This window comes from Aliicoccus persicus, assembly GCF_900110815.1.
Taxonomy (GTDB): Bacteria; Bacillota; Bacilli; order Staphylococcales; family Salinicoccaceae; genus Aliicoccus; species Aliicoccus persicus.
On sequence record NZ_FOIT01000001.1, the window covers coordinates 698,235 to 711,195 of the forward strand.

Sequence of the window (12,961 nt, forward strand, 5' to 3'; positions counted from 1 at the left end):
AATTTTAAAATGCTATTTCGCCACAATATTTACAAGCTTACCAGGAACAACAATCGTTCTGTTGACCGTCTTGCCTTCAATCGCTGCTTGGATTTTTTCATTATCCATCGCAATTTGTACAAGTTCATCTTTTGTTGCTTCTGGACTAACATCTATCTTATCCTTCACTTTACCATTGACTTGTGCAACGATTTCTACAGTTTCTGTTACAAGTTTCGATTCATCAAATGTCGGCCATTCTTCATAAGTGATCGTCGTTTCTCCACCAAGTTTTTCCCATAGCTCTTCAGCGATATGTGGTGCGATTGGAGATAGTAATTTAACGAATCCTTTGATGAGTTCCATATTGATTTTATCTTGTTTATATCCTTCGTTGATGAACACCATCAATTGAGATATCGCCGTGTTGAAATGTAAATTTTCGTAATCCACAGTCACTTTTTTAACCGTCTCATGATACACCTTCTCGAGTTCTGATGTCTCCTCATCTGTCACTTTCTCCGATAAACTGCCATTCTCATTGACGAGTAGACGCCATACACGATCTAAGAAACGGCGGGAACCATCTAGTCCTGTTTCACTCCACGCAATGGCTGCATCAAGTGGTCCCATGAACATTTCGTACAATCTCAATGTATCTGCACCATGTGTATAAACGATATCATCTGGGTTAACGACGTTCCCTTTTGATTTACTCATCTTTTCATTACCTTCTCCAAGAATCATCCCTTGGTTAAATAATTTTTGGAATGGTTCTTTCGTTGGCACAACACCGATATCGTAAAGCACTTTATGCCAGAAACGTGCGTACAGTAAATGCAGTACCGCATGTTCTACACCACCGATGTAAAGATCTACAGGCAGCCAATGTTTGATTTTCTCTGGATCAGCAATCACTTCACTATTATTTGGATCGATATAGCGAAGATAATACCAACAACTACCTGCCCACTGTGGCATCGTATTGGTTTCACGACGGCCTTTGACGCCATCTTCACGCGTCACATTGATCCATTCTTCATTGTTAGCAAGCGGTGATTCGCCAGTGCCGGATGGTTTAATTTGTTCCATATAAGGAAGCTCTAATGGCAGTTCCTCTTCAGGCACTGTTGACATCGTGCCGTCTTCCCAATGAATGATTGGAATCGGCTCTCCCCAGTAACGCTGACGTGAGAATAGCCAGTCGCGTAATTTATACGTCGTCTTCTTCGTTCCAACGTTTTTATCTTCTAGTAATTCAATCGCTTTTTTAATACCGTCATCTTTGTTTAAACCATCAAGCGGTCCTGAATTAATGTGCGCACCGTCACCGACAAATGCTTCTTCTTCAACATTGCCACCTTCAAGTACTGGAATAATCGGCAAGTCGAATTTTTTTGCAAATTCAAAGTCACGTTGATCGTGTGCGGGTACCGCCATAATTGCACCTGTACCATATGACGCAAGGACGTAATCCGCAATCCAAATCGGAATCTTTTCATCGTTCAATGGATTGACTGCATATGCACCAGTAAACACACCTGTCTTATCCTTGTTTAAATCCGTGCGTTCCAAATCAGACTTATGTGCGGCTTTCTCTTGATAATTCAGTACATCTTGACGCATATCTTCAGTCGTAATTTCATCGATTAATTTATGCTCTGGCGATAACACTGCGTATGTTGCTCCGTAAAGTGTATCTGGACGCGTTGTGAACACTTCAAAATCAGATTGATGTCCATCAATTTTAAACGTCACATTCGCACCTTCAGACTTTCCAATCCAATTGCGCTGCATATCTTTTAATGATTCTGGCCAATCCAAATCGTCTAAATCTTCAAGCAGTCGATCAGCATATTCCGTAATTCTCAGCACCCATTGGCGCATCGGTTTACGCACAACTGGGTGACCACCACGCTCTGATAATCCGTCGATGACCTCTTCATTTGCAAGTACTGTTCCGAGTGCTTCACACCAGTTGACAGGTACTTCATCCACATATGCCAAACCTTTGTTATACAGCTGGATAAAAATCCACTGTGTCCATTTATAGTAATCCGGATCTGTCGTATTAACTTCACGATCCCAATCATAACTGAATCCTAATGATTTTATTTGTTTCTTGAAGTTCGCAATATTCAACTTGTTAAATTCATGGATAGAATTTCCTGTATCAATTGCATATTGTTCTGCGGGTAATCCAAACGCATCCCACCCCATCGGATGAAGCACGTTATACCCTTGCATGCGTTTCATACGCGAGATGATATCTGTTGCGGTGTAGCCCTCTGGGTGACCGACATGTAGTCCAGCCCCTGACGGATACGGGAACATATCCAGTGCATAAAACTTTTTCTTGTCTAGTTCGTCTTCTGTTTTAAACGTTTTGTTCGTTTCCCAATATTCTTGCCATTTCTTTTCAATTGCTTTGTGATTATAGCTCATTATTTTTCCCCCTAAATAAAAAGTCCCATGTCTAATAATTAGACATGGGACGATCATTTATATTGACCGCGGTACCACCCGCATTCACTTTATGTGCGCTTTAAAATTTAATTGGTATGTTTCAATTAGGCAAGTTCCTCTTCATCATATGTTGATTCACAGCACCATCAACTCTCTGGGACATGACTTCCAAATACTACTCCTAATTACATTTAGTTTATCTTAACAGTGATGAATATGCAACAATGATTATCTACTTATTTCCATATGACGCCTTCGTGATCGAGCAGTGCTTGTTTTTTATCGGTACCGCTTGTGTAACCGCCTAGAGTACCATCAGAACTAATGACGCGGTGACACGGAATGACAATCGATATCGGATTTTTTCCATTTGCATTCGCGACAGCGCGTGAATAATTTGCGCCACCACATTTTAATGCCAGTTCCTTATAAGATAGTGTTTCTCCGAATGGAATCTTTCTCAGCTCATCCCAAACAGACTGTTGGAATAGTGTCCCTTTCATATATTTAATGGGAAACGTAAAAGTCACTAACTTGTTATCAAAATATAAATCAAGTTCATTAAAACATGTTTTTGCAACGTCACTTAAGTCATCCGTATTTTTATCTTCTGGATCATCCACGTAATCGATGCGACATACATAGGTATCATCGACTGTAACAATTTCTAAGTACATATCTAACTTCTCTGCATGGTAAAAATAGCTCGTATACATTTAAACAACTCCCTTTACACGTTTCGTAAATAACGCGATAAAAATGTAACCGATGAACAATAATCCTACGATGACAAAGAATAACACTTGCATATTATAGGCATCCACAATCATACCACCGAGTAACGGGCCAACCGCACGTCCGAGTGTCGCTGTTGAAGTGACCACACCCTGGTACGAACCTTGCTTACCTTTTGGCGCTAAATTATTTGCAATCGTCGGCAATGCTGGCCACACAAACATCTCTCCAAACGTCATGATTACCATACCGATTAAAAATCCAGTGAATGCAACTTGAAATGATGTAAATACAAAAGCGATGATGAAGATGCTGAGCCCGATGATCAACTGTATGTTTAAACGGTCTTCAAAGCGATTGACGATTGGACGAATCAACGGTTGTGCAAACAATATCAGTAACCCGTTAGCTGTCCAAAGAATGCCGTACTGACTTAAGCTAATATTCAGTTCTTGCGTATATGTTGCAATCGTCGTCTGCCACTGCACATAGCCCGTCCAACATAAGAAGAACACAACACATGCCATCATTAGTGAAACAAACCGTGTACGATTCATATCAACATTAATGTTCGTAAGCTGTGTTTGCATTGCCGTATCTTCTTGTGGCACTTCATAATTAAATTTCGTAAATGCAATAAACACGAACACGACAAACAGTATGAGGTTCGCATAAAATATGTAATCAAATGAAATTTGAGCAACAAAACCTGCTGCAGCTGTACCGATTGATACACCGAGATTTTGTGCTAAATATATTGCATTAAATGTCTTGCGACCACCCGACGGCCAAACGACACCAGCCATCGCATAGATTACAGGTACAATAACACCATACCCGAATCCGATTAAAATAAGTAATATAGCATAGACGGGCCATGCATGATTGATGACTAAACCAATTAAGCAGACGAGCACAAAGAGCATCGCAAATCTGAGTGTCTTTTTACTCCCTATCCGGTCAAACACCCAGCCACCAAATAAACTGCCGATAACACCTGTCAATGCGTTAAGCATCAAGACAATGCCGGCAGTTGTTAAAGACTGATCTAAAAATTCATTCATATAAATCGTATGCATCGGCCACAAAAATGATGAGCCCGTTACATTGATTGCCATACCTATGACTAACCACCAGACAATTCTTGGCATATTCATCCCTCCTTTTTGAAGTTTACTCCTATCCTTTATGTGATACAATCCTTTTTAGAAAGTTAAGGTGAGATAAAATGAACCCTTTTAAATACAGTTTTGATCACAAGCGTTATCACACGTTTAATTATCATTTAAAACAACATTTTAATCAGAAAATATTTAAAGTTGCACTCGATGCAGGTTTCGATTGCCCGAATCGAGATGGCACGGTTGCATATGGTGGATGTACGTTTTGCTCTGTCGCAGGTAGTGGTGACTTTGCGGGAGATCGTGTTGATTCAATACCAGTACAATTCGAAAAGATAAAAAACAAAATGCACAGTCAGAAATGGCGTGAAGGTAAGTATATCGCTTATTTCCAAAGTTTCACGAACACACATGCACCGCTTCATGTCTTGAAAGAAAAATTCGAAGCAGCACTTGCCATCGATGGCGTAGTCGGTTTATCGATTGGTACACGACCGGATTGTTTACCGGATGATGTCGTGGAATATTTAGCTGAACTAAGTGAAAGAACCTATCTTTGGGTAGAACTGGGTCTGCAAACCGTCCATGAGAAAACATCGAAACTCATCAACCGCGCGCATACGATGGATGTCTATTATGAAGGTGTGAAGAAGCTGCGCAATCATAATATCAATATTTGTACGCATATCATCAACGGATTACCGACTGAAGACTATGACATGATGATGGAGACAGCCAAAACAGTTGCCCAAATGGATGTCCAAGGAATAAAGATTCATCTCCTTCATTTGTTAAAAGGAACACCAATGGTGAAGCAATATGAAAAAGGATTGGTCGAATTTTTATCGAAAGAAGACTATATCAATTTGGTCGTCGATCAGCTCAGCGTGTTACCTCCTGAAATGATTGTGCATCGTATAACAGGAGATGGACCCATCGATCAACTGATCGGTCCGATGTGGAGCGTCGATAAATGGGATGTTTTAAATACTATTGATAGAGAACTAATCGAACAAGACGTCTTTCAAGGCAGTCGATACGAGGAGGATGCACATGCTAAATCGTATATTGCCACACGCTAAAACCGTTACTAGAGAAATCGTTGAGCCGTCAGATATCGTTGTTGATGCAACGTGTGGGAATGGACATGATACGTTGTTTCTATCAAATTTAGTACCCGACGGAAAAGTATACAGCTTTGATATACAACCTGCTGCGATTGAATCGGCGAAAGAAAAAACGGGTGACAGAAAGAATATCACCTATATTTTAGATTCACATGCAAATGTGGAATGCTATATTACTGTGCCCATAAAAGTGGCGATGTTTAATCTCGGTTACTTACCTCAAGGCGATAAGTCGATTACAACAATGCCCGCTTCGACAATCGAAGCTGTTGATAAGTTGTACGATTTACTTGAAGTTGGCGGACGGATTGTCATTGTCGTCTACCATGGACACGCGACTGGTAAAGTTGAAAAAGATGCACTGCAAAAGCATTTGATGGGATTTGATCAGAAATATACACAGGTACTGCAATATCAATTCATTAACCAGGCAAATGAAGCACCATTTTTGATTGTAATTGAGAAGATAAAGGCGCTTAAGGTCTGAAAGTTGAGTTTGCATGTCTATGAGCAAGTCTCATTGGCGCGTAAATCCGTTTGCATGCCTATGAGCAAGTCTCATTGGCGCGTAAATCCGTTTGCACGCCTATGAGCAAATCTCATTGGCGCGTAAATCCGTTTGCACGCCTATGAGCAAAGCTCATAGTCCGTCAAATCTGTTTGCGAGTCCGTGAGCGTATCTCATAGTCCGTCAAATCCATTTGCGAGTCCGTGAGCTCATCTCATAGCCCGTCAAAGCCATTTGCAAGCCCGTGAGCTCAGCTCATAGTCCGTCAAATCTGTTTGCAAGCCCATGAACTCTTCTCATAGTCCGTCAAATCTGTTTGCGAGTCCGTGAGCTCATTTCATAGTCCGTCAAAGCCGTTTGTAAGCCCGTGAGCTCAGCTCATAGTCCGTCAAATCCGCATATCCAATATTAAAATCACAAAAACAGCGTTGGATCGCAAAAAGAATCCAACGCTGTTCTTCTAATTTCACAGACTTTTATCCCCAAATCAATCAATCATAACCCCAATGCTATACAATCTCGTCGTCAAAAATTTGTCGATTAAATACATCGGTAATTCAACATTTTCTTGTTGCAATATGCTATGATTCTCTTGTTCTAACATATGAACTTCAACATATTGACTGCGCATATTCTTTAAGCTTTTTGAAGACATGAACGGTTCTATAATTTCATTTTTTGTGCTAAACAAACCGAGCATTGGTACACCTTGTGTGTTTTCAATATTATCGGATGTTTTTTTCATTTGATTCGTCACGACACGATACCATTGGTAACTTACCTTTTCTATCATCAATTCATCATTTTCATATTTTTCAAGATAAAATGGATCATTGGTGAAATAGTTAAGTTTGATTCCAGGATCGAATCGACTTTCGTCGCTCGTCGCTCTAAAACTAGTTCGAATCGTATTTTTTCTATTGATAAACGACTGACGCAGTGCCAACATCGGATTGATTAATATGAGTCCATCTGGATGTATTTGCTTTAATCGCAAGGCTTCTAATATGACGAGTCCACCAAGTCCTTGACCAAAAAAATAGATTGGCAAATTATACTCAGCAGCGGTTTCGTTCCAATCGACAATTCGGTCTGTGTAAGATTCGAAGGAATTGATATGCCCCTTGTTCAGTCGTGTTGTTTGACCATGTCCTGGTAAATCTCCAGTGACGACATGGTACCCACGTCTTCGGAACTGGAATATTAATTCTGTATAATAATCATGGTGTTCTAACATGTCGTGAACGACAACGATAACACCTTTCGGTTCTTTATCAGTTTCCCATTTCCACATAAGATTTCCTCAATTCAAACATTTATATGATAAAATAATTATATCAAAAAAATAGTGAGAAAGGATGTATTAACTTTGATGGAATACAAAGGGATAAAACCCGTCATTCATGAAAACGCATTTATCGCACATAATGCGACCGTCATTGGTGATGTGGAAATCGGTGAATTCTCATCCGTATGGTTCAATTCCGTCTTGCGTGGCGATATCGCTCCAATTCGTATTGGTAACTATACGAACATCCAAGACTTATCAATCTTACATGAATCTCCAAATATGCCACTTGTTATAGAGGACCACGTAACTGTTGGTCATAAGGTGACATTGCATAGCTGCACGATTAAAGAGGGTGCACTAATTGGAATGGATTCAACAATTTTAGATGGTGCAGTAATTGGTGAGAATGCATTTATAGGTGCAGGTAGTTTAGTGACCGGTGGTAAAGAAATACCAGCGAACACTTTGGCGATGGGAAGACCTGCTAAAGTTGTTAGAGAGCTGACTGAAGATGATCTAGCAGAGATGAAACGCATCAATGAAACTTATGTGAACCATATACCACATTATAAAAAATATGAAAAATAAAATTTAGGAGAATTATTATGGGATTATTCAGAGATACAGTTATACAATTATCTGAAAACAAAACATTAAATGATTTAACAAAGCAAATGGGTTTAAAATTCGGTGCACGTAAGTTCGTTGGTGGCGTCGATACTGAAGAAGCGATTGAAACATTCAAATCAATCAACGCAGATGGCATGAGCGTTACATTCGATAACCTTGGAGAATTCATCACGGATACGATGGATGCAACATATGAAAAAGATCTTATTTTAGAAATGATCAAAGCAATCGATGAGCATAAAGTAAACGCACACTGTTCTGTAAAATTGACTCAGATTGGTCTAGATATCGATTACGAATTTTGTAAAACGAACTTTAGAGAAATACTAGAAGCAGCAAAACAAGTCGGTATTTTCGTCAACATTGACATGGAGAGCTACAGAGTATACGATGCGACAATGCGCATGTTAGATGAAATGCTTGAAGAATTTGATAACGTGGGTACTGTTCTTCAATCCTATTTATTTGATTCAGAAGAAGATGTTATTAAGCATAAAGACGAAAGAGTCCGCATCGTTAAAGGCGCATACAAAGAAGACCCTAGTGTTGCATTACAAGAGCGCGAAAGTATCGACATAGCGTTTGAAGAGCTCATTAAAAAGCACCTGACTGAGGGAACAGGATTCACATCAATTGCAACGCACGATCACAACATCATATATAACATTATGGATTTCGTTGAACGTGAAAATATTGATAAGGATACTTTTGAATTCCAAATGCTTTATGGATTCCGTTATGATTTAGCAAAGCAGATTGTTAAAAAAGGTTATTCGATGTGTATATATGTACCATATGGCAATGACTGGTATGCATACTTTATGCGTCGAATTGCTGAACGACCACAAAACGTCAATCTTCTCGTGAAAGATTTGATGGATAATCCAGCAGTTAAAGCAGGCACGATTACTGCTGGAGGTTTAGTTGTACTCGGCATTATATCTTCGATTGTAAAGATGTTCAGAAAATAAAAATATAACCGATTGATGAATGGGTTGCTTACCATTCATCAATCGGTTTTTTTATTTTTAGCGGGGTTATTCGCTGTTTGTTTAATCTCGATAGCAATTTCACGCGTCATATCAAAAATATCGAAGACAGCGTTGGATAAGTATGTCATGCCAATCGTCAACTCTCCAAATGCAAAGAAGTTTTTTATCACACCATATTTTGGACTAACGACATGATAATGTGAATCTACTTTTAAACCGCCAAGATGATGAGGTTCTATCAGTTTCTTCATATATAAATGCTGAACGAGTGGCTCTTTCGTTGAAGTTATATCCATATTCGTGCCTGTCGCATTGATGACAACATCCATTTCATATTGTTTTTCATCAGCAGTAAGTATAAACAACTCTTTTTTCTCTATCTTTTCTAAATCTTCAATCATCTCTAACCGACCCGACTGTAACCACTCTATAATATGTGTTGCAACTTCACGCGGCATTGGTGAATAGTTACTTGAGATGTATGGTTGATATTCTTCAAACAATTTCTTTTGCTCTGCTTTTGATAGTAGATGTAGAAATGGTGTGAAAATTTTATTGAACTCAATTAAAAAGTATTCAAGTTTACCTACCGTATCCGGGTGATCGACATCAAACTGTAAATCTTTAATGATATCTCCTGATTTTCTCTCAAATAATTCCAGTGAGATTTCCTGATATCTCATCTCTTTAATAAATAAAGATTTAACATTTTCAAGTGTAAACTGTTCATCTTGAACATATTTGAGCAGCGTATCTCTCGTGAAGTATTCAAAATTAAAGTCGTAATGCGTACCACGAACTGCCGGTAACTCATTTGAACGATTGAACATATAAACTTTGCCTAAATTACGCTCTATCAATAAATAACGCAAACAATCGATGCCGCTTAAACCTGTGCCGACAATTGCAACGTTTTGTTTCACATCTTTCAATTCTTTAATGATCGGATAAGGATTATAGATAAAATTCTCCATACCTTTTAGTTCATATGGGTCCATATACTCAAGCATACCTATCCCTAAATAAACAATATCGTAACACTTTTCCTTATTACCAATTTGACAATGAAACAACTGACCGTCGTAGTCTAAGTGTTCAATCTTGTCTTTGATGACCTGAATGTTGTCATTTGCTCGAACGATAGACATTAAAACATCTTCCATATATTCACCAAATTGCCGTCTTGATGAAAATCGATCCACGACGTAACCTTGTTCTTTTAACCATCTCTCATAATGAGTTGCATCTTTATCGAGTGACATTTCTTGCACTGGCACATTCGCTCGTAATACATCACTGTCTTCAATATATGCCTGACCGCGTCCAATATGATTTTTACTATCCACCACATCAATTGCGACATTCTCATTAAGTTTTAGTTCAGATAAATGCTTGAGCAGTGACGTTGAGGAAACACCTGCCCCAATGAACAATATACGCATAGCCTTCCTCCTTTTTCATATTAAAAATAAGAGCCGAAACGGCTCTTATGGGTTTAATGCTTTCAGTTGATCCACGATGTCTGTTAAATCTTTTACTGTGTATTGGAATCTTCCATGGAAGACATACTTTTTAAAGTATTCATCTAACTCTTCATTACCGATTAAAACTTTAACCGATGGATCATTGGAGTAATTTGCGATTGAATAATTACCATTATCTTCAGGGTTAAAGAATACAACAGGCACAACATCAAACTGTAACTTCAACACATTTTTTAACTTTTCTGCAGTTAATTTTGCCTCTTCAATCATATGGTTAAAGTGGCTCACAGTAACATTTAAATCATCTTTTTTCTCAAAGATAAAAGTCTGTTCTTGTTTCTTATTGAGTCCGAGTAATTCAAAGAAGTTTTCTACATATGGTAATTGTTCAAAGTTCTGTTCGCTTACACCATGGATGATATGGCCTTTCCAGAATCTTGACTCCATTAGATAAATACCTGTACGTGTTAAAACAAGATGATCCACTTTACGTGTATTTGTGTAATTTCTAGATGGTAAATAGATGTTTGATAAGATATGCATATCTAAATCTCTTATCTTATCCTCTTTCACGAGCTGATTTTTCAAATCTTTCAATGCGAGATCCGTTAAATATTCACCTTTGTCAGATGTAAACTGCGACACACTGCGAAGACGTTTGTTTAACTGTTCAGTATCCTTATTATACTTTTCATTTAAACCAGATACTTCTTTTTTATGTGAAAGACGGTCTTCTTCTTGTGTTGCTTCATAATCTTCAATCAATGTTTGCTTCTCGTGGTCAAATTCTTCTGTTAATTTATTCACTCTGTTTCGACTGCGGAAATAATAAACGAGAAACCAGGTGAGTACAATAAGAAGAACAGCAGCAACAGCGATGAATATCGGGTCTAAAAATATATCTGTATTCATTTCAATCAACCTTTCTACCATTTATTAATGATGTTTTTTATATTATAGCAAAATTTTTAAAAATATTTTAAGGTTTTATGTTTTAGTTCGAAAAAAATGGGAATATAACTATTACCTTACGACAAAAACATATAAGTAAGGATTACAAATCAGTTAAGAAATTTCTTAGGAGGAATTTAGTTATGGAACTTAAAAAATATTTATTAGCAGGCGGTATTGCATCAGTATTAGTATTAGGTGCATGTAATGGTGAAGAAGGCGACGATACAGATGATAACGGTATGGACACGCCTGACGACACAGAAGAAGTAGAAGTTGATGAAACTGAAGATACTGAAGATGAATCAGCTGAAGAAGACGCTGACGCTGAAGAAGATGCTGATGCTGAAGAAGATGCTGATGCTGAAGAAGATGCTGATGCTGAAGAAGAAGACGCTGAATAATCAGTTGTCGACTAATATAAAAACACCCACATCGTAATGTGGGTGTTTTATTTTTGGTTATTATAGAAATTATTTATTGAAAAATGCTTGTAGCGCCTGTACTTTATCGGTGTTTTCCCATGGTAGGTTCAAGTCTTCCCGACCAAAATGTCCATAAGCGGCAGTCTTCTTATAGATTGGACGTCTTAAATCAAGCATATTTGCAATCCCGTCTGGTGACAGTGTGAATATTGCTCTTACTGCTTCTACCAATTCATTCTCACTCTGTTTACCTGTACCAAATGTATCGATTGATATTGAAATCGGTTGAGCAACACCAATTGCATACGAAAGTTGGATTTCACATTTTTTTGCAAGGTTTGCTGCAACGATATTCTTCGCAATGTAGCGTGCGGCGTATGCCCCTGAGCGGTCAACTTTTGTCGGATCCTTTCCACTGAAAGCACCCCCACCATGTCTTGAATACCCACCATAAGTATCCACGATGATTTTACGTCCTGTTAAACCGGCATCCCCTTGTGGACCACCAATAACAAAACGTCCGGTTGGGTTGATAAAATACTTCGTCTCATCATCCAAATATTTAGATGGTACAACTGGTTTAATGACATTTTCTAAAATATCTTCATAGATTTGATATGGCGACACATCGGCGTGATGTTGTGTTGAAATAACAATTGTATCGACACGTTCAGGTAAGCCTTCATCGTTATACTCGACCGTAACTTGTGTCTTTCCATCCGGACGCAGATACGGCAGTGTATCTTCCTTTCTTACTAATGTTAATTGTTTAGAAAGTTCATGTGCCAGCTGGATTGGCAGTGGCATTAACACGTCTGTCTCGTCACACGCAAAACCAAACATTAACCCTTGGTCGCCTGCCCCTGTTTCTATATTCTCAGTTTCTCTTGATTCAAAAGCATTGTTCACGCCTTGAGCGATGTCTTCAGACTGTTCATCAATAGCGGTCAATACTGACATTGTTTTGTAATCATAACCAAATCGTGCATCTGTATAACCGATATCTTTTACTGTTTCTCTAACAATTTTCGGCATATCGACATATGTGCTTGTTGAAATCTCCCCCACGATTAAACATAATCCTGTATTTACAACCGTTTCACACGCAACACGTGCATATGGGTCATGCTCAATTAAAGCATCGAGTATCGCATCAGATACTTGGTCGGCAATTTTATCTGGATGACCTTCCGTTACTGACTCTGATGTAAATAATCTTCGTTCCATTGTAATTCCTCCCGTTAAATTGTTG

At 38.5% G+C, this 12,961-nt stretch carries 12 protein-coding genes; 5 read left to right on the forward strand and 7 right to left on the reverse strand.

The features are described from left to right. Window positions 1-12: 12 nt before the first annotated feature. The 3 genes from leuS to BMW30_RS03380 form a co-directional block, all read right to left on the reverse strand. A complete protein-coding gene (gene leuS, locus BMW30_RS03370) occupies window positions 13-2,427 on the reverse strand; it encodes a leucine--tRNA ligase (RefSeq protein ID WP_091474029.1) in 2,415 nt (804 codons plus the stop codon). A 254-nt stretch (window positions 2,428-2,681) separates the two neighbouring features. Continuing rightward, complete coding sequence (locus tag BMW30_RS03375; protein ID WP_245705616.1) at window positions 2,682-3,161, reverse strand: methylated-DNA--[protein]-cysteine S-methyltransferase; 480 nt, start codon at window positions 3,159-3,161, stop codon at window positions 2,682-2,684. Next, a complete protein-coding gene (locus tag BMW30_RS03380) occupies window positions 3,162-4,337 on the reverse strand; it encodes an MDR family MFS transporter (RefSeq protein WP_091473887.1) in 1,176 nt (391 codons plus the stop codon). 71 nt (window positions 4,338-4,408) lie between these two features. Here BMW30_RS03380 and mnmL point away from each other — a divergent pair, with 71 nt between their 5' ends. Together mnmL and mnmM are read left to right on the forward strand one after the other, a co-directional pair. Beyond that, entirely contained in the window at window positions 4,409-5,383 is a 975-nt protein-coding gene (mnmL, locus tag BMW30_RS03385; RefSeq protein WP_091473889.1) for a tRNA modification radical SAM protein MnmL/YtqA, read from the forward strand. Beyond that, window positions 5,355-5,915 (forward strand): tRNA 5-(aminomethyl)-2-thiouridylate-methyltransferase MnmM, encoded by a 561-nt coding sequence (gene mnmM, locus BMW30_RS03390; protein WP_091473891.1) that lies wholly within the window; start codon window positions 5,355-5,357, stop codon window positions 5,913-5,915. Before mnmL ends, mnmM begins: the two co-directional genes overlap by 29 nt. Window positions 5,916-6,423: 508 nt before the next feature. On the opposite strand, the gene BMW30_RS03395 is transcribed toward mnmM, so the two are convergent. Next, window positions 6,424-7,230: an alpha/beta fold hydrolase gene (locus tag BMW30_RS03395; RefSeq protein ID WP_091473893.1), complete on the reverse strand. Its 807-nt coding sequence runs from the start codon at window positions 7,228-7,230 to the stop codon at window positions 6,424-6,426. Window positions 7,231-7,308: 78 nt separating this feature from the next. Here BMW30_RS03395 and BMW30_RS03400 point away from each other — a divergent pair, with 78 nt between their 5' ends. After that, window positions 7,309-7,815 carry a gamma carbonic anhydrase gene (locus BMW30_RS03400; RefSeq protein WP_091473895.1) on the forward strand — a complete coding sequence of 169 codons (507 nt, stop codon included), beginning with the start codon at window positions 7,309-7,311 and terminating at the stop codon, window positions 7,813-7,815. A gap of 17 nt (window positions 7,816-7,832) precedes the next feature. Further along, entirely contained in the window at window positions 7,833-8,828 is a 996-nt protein-coding gene (locus BMW30_RS03405; RefSeq protein ID WP_091473897.1) for a proline dehydrogenase family protein, read from the forward strand. Between the two features lie 38 nt (window positions 8,829-8,866). Here BMW30_RS03405 and BMW30_RS03410 read toward each other — a convergent pair whose 3' ends face one another. Together BMW30_RS03410 and BMW30_RS03415 are read right to left on the reverse strand one after the other, a co-directional pair. After that, window positions 8,867-10,291, reverse strand: coding sequence for an FAD/NAD(P)-binding protein (locus BMW30_RS03410; protein ID WP_091473899.1), 1,425 nt, complete (start codon window positions 10,289-10,291; stop codon window positions 8,867-8,869). A 45-nt stretch (window positions 10,292-10,336) separates the two neighbouring features. After that, window positions 10,337-11,245, reverse strand: coding sequence for a nuclease-related domain-containing protein (locus BMW30_RS03415; RefSeq protein ID WP_091473901.1), 909 nt, complete (start codon window positions 11,243-11,245; stop codon window positions 10,337-10,339). A gap of 182 nt (window positions 11,246-11,427) precedes the next feature. Here BMW30_RS03415 and BMW30_RS03420 point away from each other — a divergent pair, with 182 nt between their 5' ends. Then, window positions 11,428-11,688, forward strand: a complete 261-nt coding sequence (locus BMW30_RS03420; protein ID WP_091473903.1) for a hypothetical protein — start codon at window positions 11,428-11,430, stop codon at window positions 11,686-11,688. Between the two features lie 69 nt (window positions 11,689-11,757). On the opposite strand, the gene metK is transcribed toward BMW30_RS03420, so the two are convergent. Next, window positions 11,758-12,942 carry a methionine adenosyltransferase gene (metK, locus tag BMW30_RS03425; protein ID WP_091473905.1) on the reverse strand — a complete coding sequence of 395 codons (1,185 nt, stop codon included), beginning with the start codon at window positions 12,940-12,942 and terminating at the stop codon, window positions 11,758-11,760. Between the last annotated feature and the right edge of the window lie 19 nt (window positions 12,943-12,961).

What these genes read in the sequence shown, in the direction of transcription:
- BMW30_RS03380 (WP_091473887.1), bottom strand. Translation starts at nt 4,337, where the DNA reads ATGAATATGCCAAGAATTGTCTGGTGGTTAGTCATAGGTATGGCAATC.
- BMW30_RS03400 (WP_091473895.1), top strand. Translation starts at nt 7,309, where the DNA reads ATGGAATACAAAGGGATAAAACCCGTCATTCATGAAAACGCATTTATC.
- BMW30_RS03395 (WP_091473893.1), bottom strand. Translation starts at nt 7,230, where the DNA reads ATGTGGAAATGGGAAACTGATAAAGAACCGAAAGGTGTTATCGTTGTC.
- BMW30_RS03420 (WP_091473903.1), top strand. Translation starts at nt 11,428, where the DNA reads ATGGAACTTAAAAAATATTTATTAGCAGGCGGTATTGCATCAGTATTA.
- mnmL (WP_091473889.1), top strand. Translation starts at nt 4,409, where the DNA reads ATGAACCCTTTTAAATACAGTTTTGATCACAAGCGTTATCACACGTTT.
- BMW30_RS03415 (WP_091473901.1), bottom strand. Translation starts at nt 11,245, where the DNA reads ATGAATACAGATATATTTTTAGACCCGATATTCATCGCTGTTGCTGCT.
- BMW30_RS03375 (WP_245705616.1), bottom strand. Translation starts at nt 3,161, where the DNA reads ATGTATACGAGCTATTTTTACCATGCAGAGAAGTTAGATATGTACTTA.
- mnmM (WP_091473891.1), top strand. Translation starts at nt 5,355, where the DNA reads ATGCTAAATCGTATATTGCCACACGCTAAAACCGTTACTAGAGAAATC.
- BMW30_RS03410 (WP_091473899.1), bottom strand. Translation starts at nt 10,291, where the DNA reads ATGCGTATATTGTTCATTGGGGCAGGTGTTTCCTCAACGTCACTGCTC.
- BMW30_RS03405 (WP_091473897.1), top strand. Translation starts at nt 7,833, where the DNA reads ATGGGATTATTCAGAGATACAGTTATACAATTATCTGAAAACAAAACA.